Annotated in this window: 13 protein-coding genes; 5 read left to right on the forward strand and 8 right to left on the reverse strand. The window is 70.4% G+C overall.

The features are described 5' to 3' along the window. Positions 1–165: 165 nt before the first annotated feature. The 3 genes from mmuM to AB0B90_RS11240 all read right to left on the reverse strand — a co-directional run bounded on the left by mmuM (position 166) and on the right by AB0B90_RS11240 (position 4,325). Positions 166–1,038: a homocysteine S-methyltransferase gene (gene mmuM, locus AB0B90_RS11230; RefSeq protein WP_350947986.1), complete on the reverse strand. Its 873-nt coding sequence runs from the start codon at positions 1,036–1,038 to the stop codon at positions 166–168. Between the two features lie 150 nt (positions 1,039–1,188). Then, positions 1,189–3,564: a VIT domain-containing protein gene (locus AB0B90_RS11235; protein ID WP_362922233.1), complete on the reverse strand. Its 2,376-nt coding sequence runs from the start codon at positions 3,562–3,564 to the stop codon at positions 1,189–1,191. Then, positions 3,561–4,325, reverse strand: a complete 765-nt coding sequence (locus tag AB0B90_RS11240; protein ID WP_362922235.1) for a MerR family transcriptional regulator — start codon at positions 4,323–4,325, stop codon at positions 3,561–3,563. The genes AB0B90_RS11235 and AB0B90_RS11240 overlap by 4 nt, the downstream gene beginning before the upstream one ends. Positions 4,326–4,447: 122 nt before the next feature. Here AB0B90_RS11240 and AB0B90_RS11245 point away from each other — a divergent pair, with 122 nt between their 5' ends. Continuing rightward, positions 4,448–4,915, forward strand: a complete 468-nt coding sequence (locus AB0B90_RS11245) for a DNA starvation/stationary phase protection protein (protein WP_350947989.1) — start codon at positions 4,448–4,450, stop codon at positions 4,913–4,915. Positions 4,916–5,427: 512 nt separating this feature from the next. On the opposite strand, the gene AB0B90_RS11250 is transcribed toward AB0B90_RS11245, so the two are convergent. After that, positions 5,428–5,760 (reverse strand): hypothetical protein, encoded by a 333-nt coding sequence (locus AB0B90_RS11250; protein ID WP_350947990.1) that lies wholly within the window; start codon positions 5,758–5,760, stop codon positions 5,428–5,430. Between the two features lie 230 nt (positions 5,761–5,990). Here AB0B90_RS11250 and AB0B90_RS11255 point away from each other — a divergent pair, with 230 nt between their 5' ends. The 3 genes from AB0B90_RS11255 (at position 5,991) to AB0B90_RS11265 (ending at position 7,672) form a co-directional block, all read left to right on the forward strand. Further along, the gene (locus tag AB0B90_RS11255; protein ID WP_362922238.1) at positions 5,991–6,866 is read left to right on the forward strand and encodes a helix-turn-helix transcriptional regulator; all 876 of its coding nucleotides are present in this window, start codon (positions 5,991–5,993) and stop codon (positions 6,864–6,866) included. Next, entirely contained in the window at positions 6,866–7,093 is a 228-nt protein-coding gene (locus tag AB0B90_RS11260; protein WP_362922240.1) for a DUF397 domain-containing protein, read from the forward strand. The genes AB0B90_RS11255 and AB0B90_RS11260 overlap by 1 nt, the downstream gene beginning before the upstream one ends. Before the next feature lie 162 nt (positions 7,094–7,255). Further along, on the forward strand, positions 7,256–7,672 hold the full coding sequence (locus tag AB0B90_RS11265) for a nuclear transport factor 2 family protein (protein ID WP_362922242.1): 417 nt from the start codon (positions 7,256–7,258) through the stop codon (positions 7,670–7,672). A gap of 106 nt (positions 7,673–7,778) precedes the next feature. On the opposite strand, the gene AB0B90_RS11270 is transcribed toward AB0B90_RS11265, so the two are convergent. Next, a complete protein-coding gene (locus tag AB0B90_RS11270) occupies positions 7,779–8,777 on the reverse strand; it encodes an SDR family NAD(P)-dependent oxidoreductase (RefSeq protein ID WP_350947994.1) in 999 nt (332 codons plus the stop codon). Positions 8,778–8,859: 82 nt separating this feature from the next. Between AB0B90_RS11270 and AB0B90_RS11275 the strand changes: the two genes are divergently transcribed. Further along, the gene (locus AB0B90_RS11275; RefSeq protein WP_350947995.1) at positions 8,860–9,462 is read left to right on the forward strand and encodes a helix-turn-helix domain-containing protein; all 603 of its coding nucleotides are present in this window, start codon (positions 8,860–8,862) and stop codon (positions 9,460–9,462) included. Between the two features lie 252 nt (positions 9,463–9,714). On the opposite strand, the gene AB0B90_RS11280 is transcribed toward AB0B90_RS11275, so the two are convergent. From AB0B90_RS11280 to AB0B90_RS11290, 3 genes are all read right to left on the reverse strand, one after another. Continuing rightward, on the reverse strand, positions 9,715–13,056 hold the full coding sequence (locus tag AB0B90_RS11280; RefSeq protein ID WP_362922244.1) for a P-loop NTPase fold protein: 3,342 nt from the start codon (positions 13,054–13,056) through the stop codon (positions 9,715–9,717). Between the two features lie 188 nt (positions 13,057–13,244). Then, positions 13,245–14,222: an ABC transporter ATP-binding protein gene (locus tag AB0B90_RS11285; protein ID WP_362922246.1), complete on the reverse strand. Its 978-nt coding sequence runs from the start codon at positions 14,220–14,222 to the stop codon at positions 13,245–13,247. Next, positions 14,203–15,261: an ABC transporter substrate-binding protein gene (locus tag AB0B90_RS11290; RefSeq protein WP_362922248.1), complete on the reverse strand. Its 1,059-nt coding sequence runs from the start codon at positions 15,259–15,261 to the stop codon at positions 14,203–14,205. Before AB0B90_RS11290 ends, AB0B90_RS11285 begins: the two co-directional genes overlap by 20 nt. Positions 15,262–15,268 lie beyond the last annotated feature (7 nt).

A 15,268-nucleotide genomic window follows, 5' to 3' on the forward strand; every position in this document is an offset into this window, starting at 1 on the left:
TAGCTCACGCCCTGCCGGCGTGCCCACTCCGAAAGCTTCACGCGCGCAAGATACATGACTACGTGTGATCATCTTTGCTTATAAAAAATTGAGCAATTGCCAACCCCCTTCAGGCAGGAGATCCGGCGTTCGCGGGCGTGGCAGGAGCGGTGGCCGGTCAGGACCTCACGGGGTGTCCGCCCCCGTGAGGTGGGCGCGGATCTGGCGGATGTGCTCCGGGGTGGTGCGGCAGCAGCCGCCGACGAAGGCCGAGCCGGCGGCGGTCCACTCGGCCGCGGCCTCCCCGAACTCCACCGGGTCGGCCAGCCCGAGCCAGCGCCGGTTCGCGGAGTCCCAGACCTCGCCCGAGTTGGGGTAGACCATGGTGGGCTTGCCCTTGATCTGCGAGATCAGGCTGGGCACGTGGCGCGGTGCCGTGCAGTTGACGCCGATCGCGATCACCTGGGGGTTGCCGGTGAACAGACCGGCCGCCATCTTGAGCGGGGTGCCGTCGTTGATGTGCTCGCCGTCGCGGCAGGAGAAGCTCACCCACGCCCGCATCCCCGGCGTCTCGGCGAGCAGCCGCCTCAGCGCCCTCGCCTCGGTGTAGGACGGGATGGTCTCGCAGGCCATCAGGTCGGCCTCGCTGTCGGCCAGGATGTGCCAGCGGTCGCGGTGCCAGTCGGTGAGGCCGTCCTCGTCGAGGTCGTAGGCGCCGGTGTACTCGGCGCCGTTGGCCAGATAGGCGCCGTACGGGCCGACGCTCGCGGCCACCGTGCCCGAACCGTGGGCGTCCCTGGCCTGGGCGGCCAGGTGCACGGAGAGCAGGATGAGGTCCTCGGCCTCGGTGGCGCTCAGCCCTCGCTTCACGAACGCGGGGATGCTCGCCTGATAACTCGCCGTTATCGCCACCTCGGCGCCGGCGGTGAAGTAGTCGAGATGCGCCTGCCGGATCACGGAGGGGTTCTCCAGCAGGAGTTTCGCCGACCAGAGGTCGTCTCGCAGGTCCGCGCCCAGCTCCTCCAAATGGGTGGCCAGGCCGCCGTCCAGAATCACCATCCCGCTACTTTATGTGGCACGGCCGAGGTTGGAACCCCGCTCTTCCCGTCCCCGGCCCACTCTGTCCCTTATCGGCCCCGCCGCCCCTCAGGTCGCCGCCGTGGCGTCCCGTGGGTCCCGCTCCGTTCTTCGGGGCGGCGGGACCGGGGGTCACCGCTTCCAGAACGGACGTCGCCCGGTGGAACCCGTCAGGGACTCCAGGACCTCCACGGCCCTCCGCCACAGGACGTCCACGTCCCCACCGGCCTGCAGCTCGCTCGCCAGGGCGGCGAGTTCGGCGTGGCCGCCGAGGTAGACGACGAGGGCCGCGAGGCGGCTGCCCAGGTCCTCCAGCAGGAGCAGCCGCTCGGCGGCGGGCAGGGAGGCCGCGGCGCGCAGCCGCTTCAGCTCCTCGGCGAGTTGCTCCTTCGGCGGGTCCTGGGGGGCGCCCTGGGACCTGCCGCGCTTCGGGGCGGCCCCCGCCGGTGCGGGACGCAGCATCCTGGCGCGGTCGTCGAAGCCTCCGGCCGCCGCCTCGTGCGGCATGCCGCCGACGGCGGGGCTCGCCGCGAACCTCGGCATGGAGCCGGGGCGGGCCATCCCGGGCGGTCCCGTGGGCGCGGGGGGCGGCGGGGCCGCCGCGTTCTCGAAGGCCATCGAGGTCATCATCATCGGAGCGGCGGCGATCGGGTTCTCCCAGCCGCTGGGCGGCTCCACCGGCTGGATCACCCGGTGTCCGGGACCGCCCTCGGCGACCACCTGCGTGTCGACCGCGACGAAGGCGGTGAACCTGCAGAGCACCCCGTACCTGAGCGAGGTCTCGACGATCTCGGCCTCCAGCGACCGGTCACCGGCCGCGTAGCGGTCCTCCAGGGCACGCAGCCGCGCCCGCGCCCAGATCGCCCGTACGGCCGGATTGCGCACCACGGAGGCGGTGACCCTCCGCTCCCACGGCGAGCCGTCGGCGCCCACGCCCCGTACGGTGATCGCCCCTTCGGCGGGGCCACGGTAGCGGCCGAGCACGGTGAGCGGGACGCCCGAGTAGACCGAGCCGATGTGGCTGATCGTCTCGCTGATCAGGTCGAGCCCGTCGGCCTCGATGGACAGGTCGGTGACGAGCGGGGCGCCGATCCGGCGGTGGATGTGCTCCATCGCCTCGTCCAGCCGGTCCTCGGACTCGACCAGCTCGCACCTACCCCCTCCCACCCCGGCCAGCCTGCCCAGGAACCCGGCGTTGACCGCCCTGTCGATGCCGACCGTGTGCACCCGAACCCCGGCCAGCGCGGCGCCGGTCCGCGCCAGGATCTGGTCCTCGTTGCCGACCTGCCCGTCGGTGACGAGCACCAGCACCCGGTCCCTGGCGGAGTCGGCGAGCAGCGCGGCGGCCCGCTCCAGCGGGGACAGCATCTCGGTGCCGCCGCGCGCCTCCAGCCTGGCCAGGTGCTCCACGGCCCGGTAGCGGTTGCGGTCGGACGCCTCCGACAGCCCCTCGCCGAGACCCTCCGGGTATTCCACGACGCTGTCGAAGGAGAGCACCGCGAACCGGTCGCCCGAGGTGAGCGTGTCGACGATGCGCGCGGCCGCGCGCCGGGCCGCCACCATCTTCCAGCCGGTCATGCTGCCCGAACGGTCGAGGACGAGCACCACGTCCTTGGGCCTGGCCCCCGCGGGGGCAGGTTCGGGGACGACGGTCAGTGTGAACGTGCCTTCATCGTTCTCCGGGCCGTTGTCCTCGTCGTTCTCCTCGGGGGCGAGCGCGAGGGAGGTGGAGGCGCCGGTGGCCAGGCGCAGGATGAAGTCGCGGTCCAGCCGCTCACCCGGCTGGAGGCGGATCACACCGCCCTCTTCCTGGACCACGTGCAGGCTGGAGCGGACCTCGCGCAGCTCCAGGCCCGCGGGGTCGACGGAGACGGCGAGTGAGAGGCGGACCGGGTTGGGGAAGCCGGGCAGCAGCACCGGCGGGGTGATCCGGGAGGCGTCGGGGACCGCGTCGGTGTCCGGTGCCCACCCGTCGCCCGCCCGCTCGCCGTCCAGCGGGGTGCCCGGGATGTAGCGGGGGGCGACGACCAGCGGGAAGCGGAAGGTGGCCGCGCCGTCCTCGTACGGGAGCGGCTGGTTCAGCGTGAGGTGCACGGTGACCCGCTCGCCCGGCACGATGTTGCCGACCCTCATGGTGAAGACGTCCGGCCGGTCCTCCTCGGCGATCGCGGCCCGCTTGCCCTGGGAGATCGCCTGGTCGTAGTCGGCCCTGGCCTGGCCGCGCTCCTTGAGCACACCCTCGATGACCCGGCCGTCGGCCTCCATCCTGAAGGCGGTGACGGCGGCCCGGTCGGGCAGCGGGAAGACGTACGTCGCCTCAAGCGCCACGTCGTGCGGGTTGCGGAAACCCTGGACCACCTCGACCCCGGCGCTCAGGCCGGACACGGCGGCGGTCACGTCCACGCTCTCCAGCGGCAGGTTGCCGAGCTCGGTGGCGAGCGCTCCCAGCCCGGTGTCGGGGACGGGACGGCACTCCTCCGGCGGCAGTGTTGTGATCGAGGTAATCATGGGCGAGTTCCTTCCGGAGGTGTGAGGCCGCGTTCGCGGAGGAGTGACAGGAGCCCTTCCGAGGCGGCGGCGATCTCGGCGAGGTCGTCGGGGGTGGGGGCGTGCTCACCCGTGTCGAGCAGGAGCGTCACGCCGTCCGCGAGCCGTACGCCGTGGACGGCCACGGCCTTCGGGGCGGGTGGCGAGGGCGGCGCGGGCGGCGCGGGCCGGGTCTCGGCGGGAGTGGGAGCGGGAGCGGTGGCGGGGGGTGGTGGCGGCTGTGCGGCGTGTGCGGCGGCCGGTCGGGGCGGCGGTGCGGGCACCTCCGGTTTCACTGGTTTCACCGGCTCCGGTGACTTCGGCGGCGTCGGCGGCTTCGGTGGCGTTGGTGGCTCTGCGGGGGAGGGCGGTCCGGCCCAGAAGCGCGGGCGTGCCGGCGTGCCGGTCGCCGCCGGAGGCGGTGGGGGTTGCGGTGGGGGGTCGGGGAGACGGGCGATCGACTCCAGGGTCTGGTCGGTGGCCCCGGCCAGCTCGGCCTGGATCTCGGCGATGGTGCGGCCGTCGGACTGGCGTCGCTTCACGGCGACGATCTGGAGCAGGTGGCGCCTGCCGTACATGGCGACGCGACCTCGGCGGGCCGACGGGGGGTCGAGGAGGCCGATCGTCGAATACCAGCGGATGAGGCGCTCGTTGGGCATGTCCCGCACCCGCCCGTTGAGCTGGGCGGTGGGGGCCAGCGCCGCGGATGCCCGCTCAGCCAGTTCACCGATGGTCCATTCCATGCCTCGATAGTGACACTGTAATCATGACAGTGTCAACATTTCGACCGGCATAGGGGGCGAGTAGATGGGTACGGACATTTAGCAGCAAAGAGGACACTAGGTTCGAAACAGGGGGAAACTCTATGTCTGCGATCACCAGTCCACTCAACCCGGAAGACAAGAAGGTCGTCGGCAACGTGCTCCAGGGCGCGCTCGTCGACCTGCTCGACCTGTCACTCCTGACCAAGCAGGCGCACTGGAACGTGATCGGCCACAACTTCCGGTCGCTGCACCTGCAGCTCGACAAGATCGTCTCGTCGGCGAGGAAGCACGCGGACACCGTCGCGGAGCGCGCCGTAGCCCTCGGGTGCAACCCCGACGGCCGGGCCTCCACGCTCGCCAAGACCAGCGAGGTGCCGCAACTGGAGACGGGCTACATCCACGACGGCAAGGTCGTGGCGGCGATGACGGACATCCTCGGGTCCATCGTCCGCCGGATGCGCGAGCGCATCGCGGCCACCGAGAAGCCCGACCTGGTCACCCAGGACATCCTCATCGAGATCACGCAGGATCTGGAGAAGCACCACTGGATGATCGAGGCCCAGCGCTAGATCGTCTTTCAAGGCACCCCGGCCCGTGACGGGCGGGGTGCCTTTCGTGTTTCCCGAGTGTGCGGGGTGGTTGTTCTCGGTGTTCGCTGTGGTGTTCGTGCTCGTGTGCGGGCGGGTGGGGTGCTCTTCGTGCCCGCTGCGGTGGGCGGGTGCTCCGGCCGGCCGTCTCAGTTACTGTCTGGTGTTTCAGGCCTCCGGCCTGCTCGGGCGTGGTGGTTGCGGGCTCTTTTCAAGCCGGCCGGAGCACCCGCCCACCTCCGCTGCACGTGTTCCGGCCGCACGGGGTGCGGGCCGTAGTTGCTTTCTTTCCGGCCGCCCTGGCGACCCGTCGCCGCTGAAGCGTCCTTTACCGGTCCTCCAGGGCGGGTCGCCGTAGCTGAAGCGTTCCGTGCACGACCCAGTCCAGGGCTGAGGCGCCACAGGCCATCTCGTGTTTTCCGGACCTCTGGTATTTCCAGGGCATTTCACGGCTCTCCGGACGCGGGGAGAGGGTGATCATGACCGCATGGGCACTACGACGTGGGATTCCATGTGCCGTCGTTCCCGAACCAGACCAGGTCGGAGTGGAGACGACGGGCCGCGCTGCGAGGGCTTGTCCACAGGCCGAAACCGCGGCCGTTCGCGCCGACGGTCGTCGCCGTGCCTCCCGGCAGCGCCAGCCCGTAGGCCACCACCTCGGGGTGACTCTCCTCGCTTTCGGTGAAGTCCTGGACCAGGGCGAACATGCGGGGGAGATCGCCGGTCAGCGTGTACGCACGCTCCAGAGCCACCTCTCGCGGGTGGTGCTCGCCGAAGGCCGGGCCATGGCAGGCGGATGGTTGGTCGGAACCAGGGTGGTGCTCCATGTCGGTGCTCCCTTCCGATGCTGAACCTGGGTGAAGATCTGCCGTACGGCTCCGCTCCGCCCTGATTTCTCTACGTTTTCGAGCGAACACCGAGCGTGATGGCCGATGCTTCGGTAGCGTGACACTGAATTCGGAACGACGCAAGCTTGCCTTGAAAAGTTGTTGGCGTTGTCCGGATTTGTCTGATGCTGCTCAGTGGTTTAGGCGAGGCGAATTCAAAGGAGACGACGATGGGCACGAAGCGAGGACCGACGCTGCGGGCGCAGTGGCTCGGCAAACACCTGAGAGAGTTTCGCGAGTCGGCCAAGCTGACGCTCAAGCAGGCGGGTGACTATCTGCAGCGTGACGCAGGAACCATCAGCCGGCTGGAATCCGGCATCATTCCGGCGAGGGCGTCCGACGTGTTGGCGCTTCTCAACCTTTACGGCGTCGGCGACCAGAAGATCCGCGACGGACTGGAGCAGATCAGCCGCGATATCTGGCGAAAGGGTTGGTGGGATGGATATGCCGCCGACTCTCTTGCTGGAATGCTTGATCATGCCTGGCTTGAAACTCGCGCGAAGGGAATTCATTCTTACGAGACGATGGTCATCCCTGGTCTACTGCAAACACGCGACTACGCTCGGGCGGTTATTGCGGCAGGTGGTATGGGTGCTCCCGATGAACAGCTTGAGCGTTGGGTGGAATTTCGGACAGAACGACAGCGTGTGCTTGATACGGCAACGGCCCCGAATGTGGAGGTTGTCCTCGACGAGGCTGTCCTGTGTCGCGTGATCGGCGGCTCGGAAGTGATGTATGCCCAGTTAAAGAATCTGTCCGAGGTTATGGCCAGGCCGAATGTGACCATCCGGGTCGTACCGTTCGATGTCGGGGCTCATGCCAGTCTGGAAGGTTCTTTCACGATCTTCGACATGCCGGACCCCTACTCCAACGTGGCCTATGTGGAGACCCGTGCAGGAGCCGTCTATACCGAGGCAGAGGGTGCTGAAATCTTCGTGCGAGCGTACGATTCTTTGCAGAGCGCCGCGCTCACCCCGGATGAGTCCGCGACGGTCATCCGCGATGCGGTTGGCCGCGTCGGGCGAGATGGAGAGGGGAAGATGTAATGGCAACCAGGGAAGAATTATCCGACGTCGCTTGGCATATCAGTACCAGGAGTGCCAACAGTAACGGTCAGTGTGTTGAGGCTGGTCCGTTGGCGGATGGTAGTGGGCGGGTCGCTGTGCGGCACAGTCGTCGGCCTGGGGCTGAGGTGATCGTCTACACCCGCGCTGAGTGGGAGGCGTTCGTCGGTGGTGTCAAGGACGGCGAATTCGATTTTCCCGCCCGCTGACCGTACCGGTTCACGATGAGGCACGACCTTGGGTGATGGCGTAGTCCATCGGGGTGGTGGGACGCGGTCGAGCGCGGCGCGCTTTCCAGGTTCGGCCTTCGCGAGCCCGCCCTACCTCGGCGGTAATCGACGGGTGGCATTCGAAATAGGGATGCTTGCGACATGAGTGGTGAAACCCGTGACGTCGTGGAAGAACTGCTGGGTCGGATGGTCAAGGGCGATCATGATCGTACGGCGGAGTTGTTCGCCGAGCCGGTCGACTGGCAGTTGAACTGGCCCGCCGAGGGGCATCCGGCGGTGCCGTGGATTCGTCCCCGGTCGGGCCGGGCCGAGGTGGCGGACCATTTCCGGTCGCTGGAGGCCCATCACGTGCCCGAGCTGAACGGTACGTCGGTGACGCGGATCCTGGTCGACGGGGCGGACGCCGTCGTGTTCGGGGAGATCGTGCAGACGGTGCGGGAGAACGGGGCCGCGTACACCTCGCCGTTCGCGCTGCACCTTACCGTCGAGGACGGGCTCGTCACCCGCTATCACATCTACGAGGACAGCCTCACGGTCGCGCGGGCCCTCAGCGCCTGAAGGTGCCCGAGATGCGATCGTGAAGGGGGCCATTTGGTGTACGCCGGTGGCTCCCCGTCCCCGGACCGTGTGACTGAGCACGCGGTCCAGGATGTGGCTCACCGCGTCATGCGGAGGCCGCGTCGGAGTGGGCTCCCTGGTCAAGCAGGGCGTTGATCATCCCTTGGATTTGGTCGCGTCCGACGGTGCCGAGTGCGCCGGTCAGGGCCTGGGCGAGCTTGTCGAACGGGTCGTCCATCGGCAGTTCCTTCACCTTCTCGGCCAGTTCCGCCACGCTCCACAACCCGTCTTTGTGGATGTGCCCGCCGAGGGACCAGCCGTGGTTGACCGTGACCGTTCCGCCCCGCACCGACAGCACCTGGCCGGTGAGCGGGCAGGTTGCGCCGGCCAGGTAAGCGGCGACAGGCGCGCTGGCGGCCGGGTGCTGTGGGTCGAACCGGCCCGCCGGCGGTTCCTGGCTCATGCCGGGAACGGCGAGAGTGAGGCGGGTGCGGACCATCGAGGGTGAGATGCAGTTGACCCGCACGCCGTAGCGGCCGAGTTCGAGGGCGGCCACGGTGGTCAGCGCCGCGACCCCGGCGTTGCCCGCCGCGTAGGAGACCTGCGTGGGCAGCGGGTTGAGCAGTCCGGAGCCGGAGGAGGTGTTGACCACGGCGCGGTCGGTGTGGTCACCAGCCTGATAGCGGTCGCGCCAGTGGCGGGCCGCCCAGTGTGTCACCGCGAAGGTGCCCTTCAGCTTGACGGCCACGACGTCGTCGAAGTCCTCCTCCGACAGGTCGGTCAGGCCCATGTTGCGTTCGATGGTGGCGTTGTTGACCACGACGTGCAGGTCGCCGAAGGACTCCAGGGCCGTCTCCACCATGCGGCGGGCGCCGTCCCAGTCGGCGACGCTGTCGGTGTTGGCCACGGCCTGTCCGCCGCGAGCAGTGATCTCTTCGACGACCTTCGCGGCCACGTCGGCGTCGCCGCCCGTGCCGTTGATGGCGACGCCGGGGTCGTTGACGACGACCTGGGCACCTTCGGCGGCGAAGAACAGCGCCTCTTCACGCCCGATGCCGCGCCCTGCTCCTGTGATGAGGACGACGCGTCGGTCCAGACTTCCCATGAACGACCACCTTTCAGTGACTGCAGTCTATGTACTAATTCATACTATGCATAAATTCGGAAGATGAACTAAACTGCCCTGCGTGGTGGAAAAACACGGACTGCGAGAGCGCAAGAAGCAGCGCACCCGGCAGGCACTGATCGAGGCGGCGGTGCGTCTGTTCGAGGACAAGGGCTACGACCACGTGACCGTGGCCGAGATCGCCGACGCCGCGGAGGTCTCCCCCCGCACCTTCTTTCTCCACTTCCAGGCCAAGGAGGATGTGCTTCTGGCCAATGCCGACGTGCGCGTCGATCTGGCGCTGCAGGCGATCGCCGAGCGCCGCGCCGGAGAACGGCTGCCCGAGGTGCTGGTGCGGGCGATGGACCAGATGATCGCCAACACCTGGGACAGCGACCTCCCTAGCGGGCTCGCGGCACTTCGCGCACGGCTGGCGGCCTCGGTGCCGGCGCTACAGGCCCGGCTGCTGCAGCGTTACCTCACCGCGCAGACCGAACTGGCCCAGGCGCTGCAGCGGGCGTTCCCCGACAGGCTCGACACGATCACCGCCTCCGCCCTGGTCGGCGCGATGGTGGGCGCGGTCAGCGCATCCGCGCTGACCGCCCTGCAGCGCGGTGACGGACCTGACGAGGTACGGAACGCCATGCGGCAGGCCATGGCCTTGGTGGCGCAATCCGTCTCCTGACCAGTGGCGTCTTCGTCTGCCGGGCGATCTGCGCCGAGTCGGCCGGCACCACCGTCAGCATGCGGGAGGTCGTCGGAGTCCGCGAGACGTGAGCCGTACCGGCGGATCGTGTCCGCCGGTCTTCGAGCGTGCGCCGACGCCGACGAGCCGGGCGGAGCCGCCGTCTCAGCGTGCGAACCCGCGTCGTCCGGCAGATGAGTACACCCCTACTCATTTCCGTCTCCATTGGTCGGAGCCGGAAGGACGCGTGCATCAGAGGAGATAGCGGGCGAGGTCGGCGATGGGGTGGGGGCGGGAGAGCAGGTCGCGCAGGGTGTCCAGGTGGGCGCCGCCGGGGGGGTGGTGGGCGACGAGGCCGGTGTCGTGGACGGCTCGATTCCAGTCCTCGTCGTCGTTCGCGGTGTTCTCCAGTCGCCGTAGCACGCTCGCTCCGTCCGTCTCCATCGCCAGCAGCGTGAGCAGGTGCGGCCACTGGACGGCGAGCGCCGCGAGCTTGGCGACCTCGCCGTCCGAGGCGGGGGCCGCCCCGGCGAGGGCGCGGCGGTAGGTGAGGAACGAGTAGAAGCGGAAGACGTTCACGTACCGCTTGATCTCGCGCGGGTTGAAGAACGTCAGGGCCGGGAGCACGAACTCGATCGCCCGGTAGGCGTTCTCGTCGCTGTAGAGGTCGTCGAAGACCCGGTCGGCGGCCTCGCGGGTCGCCGCGCAGAGACCGCCGACGGCGTCGGAGCACTGGATGCCCAGGGCGTCCTGCGCCAGGCGCGCCGCCTCGTCAAGGGTCGTCGTGGTCGGGCGCAGCGCCCAGATGGCGTCCTGCAACCGGCTCACCTGGACCGGATCGGGCGGTTCCGCCGCCTGCGATCCGGGTTCCGGTGTCTCCGTCGGCGTGCGCGGTCCTGGTCTTCGTGGCTCCGCCCGCTGTCCCGACACGGCCGCTCCCGGTGGCGCGGTGGTGCCGGGAAAGCCCGGTGTGACCGCGCCGAGCGGGGAGGGCCGTGCGGGAGGCAGGGGACCGCGCGAACGCGGTCCGGCCGGATCCGGTGGCGGGTCGAGCCGTTCCAGGGCGGCTGGGGGACCCGCCGGACGCGGTCCGGCCGGATTCGGTGTCCATGTGGTCTCCGGGGCCTGGGGTCGCGTGGTCTCCATGCTCGTGGAAACGTCTCCCGGGGAGATGCCGAGCGTGGAGACACTGCCCGTGGGGACGCTCGCGACCACGTCGGTCGCGGGCCGCGCCAGGTCGGGCACGCCCAGCAGGGCGCGTACGAAGGCGGGCAGCCGGTCGGCGTCGTCCAGCAGCGGCACGCTCAGCGGGAGCTGCACGATCTTCTCCAGGAACCGCCAGCCGAGGCCGGACCGTCCGGCACCCGGCAGCGTCCCGGCCAGTTCCGGGTAGGCCGCCTCGACGTGCGCGGCGACCACCTCGGGCTCCATCGCCAGGACGAACACGCAGTTGGGGAACTCGCCGGCGAGGAACAGGTTGATCGCCTCGATGACCTGCGCCACCGTGGCGGACGAGCAGCGGTCCAGGTCGTCCACGAACACCACCAGCGGGCGCTCCCCGGTGGCGACCAGGTCGAGGACCTGGCGCATGTCGGTCTGCACCAGGTGCAGGAAGCCGGTCCTCGACCGGTACCCGGGGCCGGCCGTGGCCTCGTTGACGAGTCCTTCCGCCGCTCCGGGGCCGAGCAGGTCGGGCTGCGTGACCAGGCCGCGGAACGCGTTGTCCGCCGACTCCCCGAAGAACCGCGCCAGCCGTAGCGCGCCCGCCCCGACCACCACCGCGGATCCGGCGGAGCCGACGGCCGCCGCGGTGTTCCCCAGGAAGGTGCCGAGCGCGGGCAGCAGCGTGGCGGCGGCGAGGAGCGCCCCGGTGAGGACGACGGTGGCGACCAGGCCGAGGGCCACCGGGGCCAGGCGGGTGAGCGCGAGGTGGTAGGCGCGGCTGCGGACCGCCTCCCGGTCGATCCTGGACAGGTTCAGCTCCAGCCAGAACCGTTCCCGCTCGGCGCGGGGCAGCCGCCGGGTGACCTGGCTGATGATCTCGTGGGCCAGTCCGGCCCAGACCTGCTCGCCGTTCTGGTACATCCACGGGTTGAACCAGACGGTGGGCCGCCAGTCCGCCGGCCGTAGCGGGAGCGGTCCCGGCTCGGCCCGACCGGCGTTCTCCCGGGGGCGCCGTCCGGTCCTGGCCAGCACCTCGGCGTTGGTCAGTGCCCGTTCCGCGCGGGAGCCGGGCAGGTGGATCGGGGCGGCGGCGTCCCCGGCGGCTCCGGGGTCCAGAAGGTCCTGGATCATCCGCATCAGGGAGGTCTTGCCGGCCCCCCATGGCCCCTTGACGCCGATCGTGAGCGGGGGCCGGGTCTCCGGGTGGCGGACGAACGCGGCGATCGCCTCGGCGTAGACACGGTGTCCGAGCTGGTCCTCGGTGGTCCACCGGTCGGCGGTGAGCCTCGCCCTGGGCCGTACCGTCCGCAGCCCGGCCCTGCGACGGCGCAGCAGTGCCGAGGTCTGCGCCCGTTCGGCCGCCGACAGCCGCGAGTGGCCGAAGACCCGGACGTCGGGGTGGACGAACGTGGTCGTCTCGCCCAGCAGGCCCCACTGCCGCAGCTCGGCGGCGTCGCCGAGGATCTCGTCGATCGGCTCGTCCTCGTCGAGGAGGGCGGCCCTGCGCAGCAGTTCCCTGGCGGCCTCACTCAGGTGCAGCTCGTAGACCCGCCGTACGATCTCGACTCCGCAGGCGGGCGGGGCGTGGTCACCGAGCCGCGCCAGGACGTGGGCGAAGGCGGCGTGCGGTACGGCGGCGGTGTCCCTCGCCGGGGTGAGGGCGACCCCCGTGACGGCCCCGTACGAGATCAGGATGGGGGTGCGGGCGGCGGAGGCCGCGGCGTAGCGGGCGAGCGCGTAGGCGTGCAGGTCCCCGACGCTGATCGTCCCGTCCCCGTCGAGGTCGGCGGCCCGCGTCAGCAGGCCCTCCGCGATGACGTCGGTCAGCGTGCGCGCCGGTCCCGGCGCCGTCTCGTCGAACCTCAGGGTGAGGGTGAGCGCGGCCGCGGCGACCCTCGGCTCCCCGGCCACGGCGAGCTGCCTGACCGGTTCCGCGGAGCCGCTCAGCGCGCTCCAGCCGAAGTCGACGATCATCAGTACGGCGGCGGCGAGCGACTCGCCGACCTGCCGCCCGAACGCGCCGATCATCGATCCGAGTTGTCCGGAGGTCCAGCCGCCGTCGGCGGGCAGCCGGATCACCAGCAGGTCGCCCTCCCGCGCCGAGCGCAGCAGATTCCACACGCGTTCGCCGTCCGGGCCCGCCCCCTCGCTGACCTCGGCCTCGACGGTGAACCCCTCGGCGCGCAGGGCGCTCGCCAGCCGCGCGTCCGGTCGCGTTTCCGGGGCCACACCCACACCCACACCCACGCCCGCGTCGGGAGAGAGCGCGGACGGGGACGGAACCGGGGACACGGCCGGGGCGGGTGGCGAGAGCAGGGACGGTGGCGGGGGCGCGGCGGGAGGAGAGTCGAGGAAGACGAGAGCTCGGCGGGTGCCCACGTGGGGCGTGGTCTCGAAGACTGGATTCGCGAACGCGAGTCCCTCGCTCAACGGTCCTCCCGATCTGACGGCGGTCATCTAACTGTGGACGCGTCGGGCGGGGCAGATGGCGATCTTGGCGATAGGTCGACCTGTTTTGACGGATGTTTGCTCCGTGGTTTCCGCAAAGTTTGCGGCGGGGGGAGCCTCGGCGTCGTCGGGGGCGGCCGAGATCCCCTCCGACATCGTCGTCTACCAGGTCACCGGCCACTTCCGCCGCTGGGCGACGCGGCCTGCCTGACGACCTCCGTCAGCTCCTCGCGCAACCCGGCGAAGAGCGGGTCGGTGCGGGGATGGTCGCCGTACGGCAGGTTCGAGGCGCGGTCGAGGACCACGCGGCCCGGCCTGCCGCTCAGCGCGAGCACGCGGGTGCCCAGGTAGACGGCCTCGTCCACACTGTGGGTGATGAACACCACCGTCGTGCCCGCCCGCCGCCACAGCTCGCGGACCTCCTCCTGCATGCGTTCCCTGGTGAAGGCGTCCAGGGCGGCGAACGGCTCGTCCATCAGCAGCAGCGCGGGTCCCGGCGCGAGCGCGCGGGCGATCGCCGCGCGCTGCTGCATGCCCCCCGACAGCTCGTACGGCCTGGCCCTGGCGACGTCGGTGAGCCCGGTCAGCTCCAGCAACTCGGCCACCCGCTCGCGCCGCGTCGCCCTGGGCAGGCCGCGCAGCCCGAAACCGACGTTCCCCTCGACCGAGAGCCAGGGGAAGAGCCGATGCTGCTGGAACACGTACCCCCTGGCCGGGTCGGGGCCCACGACCGGTTCGCCGGAGGCCGTGATCGTCCCCGCCGACGGCGCGGTGAAGCCCGCCACCAGCCGCAGCAGCGTGCTCTTACCGCACCCCGAGGGACCGACGACCGTGACGAACTCCCCGGCGGCGATCTCCAGGTCGATCGGCCCGAGGGCGTCGACCGTCCCCGCGCGCCCCCGGTAGGAGTGCGACACCCCGGCGAGCGTGAGCGCCGTGGTGGGAGGGCCGGCGTCTTCGGATCCGGCGCTCCCACCGGAAGCCGTGCCGAGGTCCGTACGGGCGGATCCGGTGTTCCGGCCGGCTGTGTCGGGATCGGGGTGAGCCGGGCCGGGAGTCGCGGCCGTGTCGGGGGCCGTGTCGGGGGTCGTGCGGGCACGGCCGGAGTCCGTGCCCGCGCGAGTGGTCTCAGCTTCCGGCGAAGGCATCGGCGAGCTCCTGCGTGGCCAGGCCCTTCTGGAAGACGCTCAGCTCGGGCACGGCGTCCACCTTCTGCTGGCCCTTGAGGAACTCGGCCGAGCTGCGCAGGTTCTCGGCGAACTTCCCCGGGGCCGAGGGAGTGCCGAGATACTCGGCCGAGCGCTGTTCCGTCGCGTCGAGGAGCACGAGCTGGCCGAGCTGGCGCGCGGCCTCCGCCGGGTCGAGGTTGAGCTGGCGGCCGATGGCCGCGGCGGCGGCGTCCTTGTCGCTCCTGACCAGTTTGACCGCGCGGTCCTGCTGCTGGAGCCAGACGTGCAGCGCCTTCGGGTACTTCTTCGCGAAGTCGTCGCTCACCACCGCGAGGTCGGCGGTGAGCTTGCCCCGCCGGGCCAGCTCACGGCTGGTGACCAGCGTCGTGCCGCCGTTCTTCTGCAGCTCGGCCAGGGTGGGCGTCCAGACGTAGGCGGCGTCGACGTCGCCGCGCTGCCAGGCGGCCTGGATGTCCGGCGGCTCCATGTCGAGGATCTTCACGTCGGCCTCCGACAGCCCGGCCTCGTCGAGCGCGGCGAGCAGGCTGTAGTGGGTGGTCGAGGCGAAGGGGGCGGCGACCCGCTTGCCCGCGAGCCCCTTGACGTCGGTCACGCCGCCCCTGGCGACGAGCGCCTCGTTGTCGCCGATCACGTCGAAGATCCACGGCACCCGGTACGGGATGTCGAGGGGCGCCGACAGGCCGCGGGTGACCGGGCTGCTGCCCGCCAGCCCGATGTCGAGCGATCCGGCGATCATCGCGGTGTTCACGTCGCCGCCCGAGTCGAACTTACTCCAGACGATCTTGGTGTTCGGCAGCGCCTTCTCCAGCCACTGCTGGTCCTTGACGATCAGGTCACCGTTGGGGATGAGCTGGTAGCCGATGCGCAGGGTCGCGGGGGAGCCGTCGGCGGCGGGCTTCGCCTCCTCCGCGCCGGACCCGCAGGCGGTCAGGGCGAGTACGGCGGCGGTCAGGGCGAGCGCGGCCCGCTTCACGGGGGTCATTGCCAGGTGTTTCATGGGGGTC

Source organism: Streptosporangium sp. NPDC049078 (assembly GCF_040648855.1).
Lineage (GTDB): Bacteria > Actinomycetota > Actinomycetes > Streptosporangiales > Streptosporangiaceae > Streptosporangium.

Excerpts from the sequence above, each read along its gene's own strand:
- mmuM (WP_350947986.1), bottom strand. The coding sequence starts at position 1,038 with ATGGTGATTCTGGACGGCGGCCTGGCCACCCATTTGGAGGAGCTGGGC.
- AB0B90_RS11235 (WP_362922233.1), bottom strand. The coding sequence starts at position 3,564 with ATGATTACCTCGATCACAACACTGCCGCCGGAGGAGTGCCGTCCCGTC.
- AB0B90_RS11245 (WP_350947989.1), top strand. The coding sequence starts at position 4,448 with ATGTCTGCGATCACCAGTCCACTCAACCCGGAAGACAAGAAGGTCGTC.
- AB0B90_RS11250 (WP_350947990.1), bottom strand. The coding sequence starts at position 5,760 with ATGGAGCACCACCCTGGTTCCGACCAACCATCCGCCTGCCATGGCCCG.
- AB0B90_RS11285 (WP_362922246.1), bottom strand. The coding sequence starts at position 14,222 with ATGCCTTCGCCGGAAGCTGAGACCACTCGCGCGGGCACGGACTCCGGC.
- AB0B90_RS11290 (WP_362922248.1), bottom strand. The coding sequence starts at position 15,261 with ATGAAACACCTGGCAATGACCCCCGTGAAGCGGGCCGCGCTCGCCCTG.
- AB0B90_RS11265 (WP_362922242.1), top strand. The coding sequence starts at position 7,256 with ATGAGTGGTGAAACCCGTGACGTCGTGGAAGAACTGCTGGGTCGGATG.
- AB0B90_RS11255 (WP_362922238.1), top strand. The coding sequence starts at position 5,991 with ATGGGCACGAAGCGAGGACCGACGCTGCGGGCGCAGTGGCTCGGCAAA.
- AB0B90_RS11270 (WP_350947994.1), bottom strand. The coding sequence starts at position 8,777 with ATGGGAAGTCTGGACCGACGCGTCGTCCTCATCACAGGAGCAGGGCGC.
- AB0B90_RS11260 (WP_362922240.1), top strand. The coding sequence starts at position 6,866 with ATGGCAACCAGGGAAGAATTATCCGACGTCGCTTGGCATATCAGTACC.
- AB0B90_RS11240 (WP_362922235.1), bottom strand. The coding sequence starts at position 4,325 with ATGGAATGGACCATCGGTGAACTGGCTGAGCGGGCATCCGCGGCGCTG.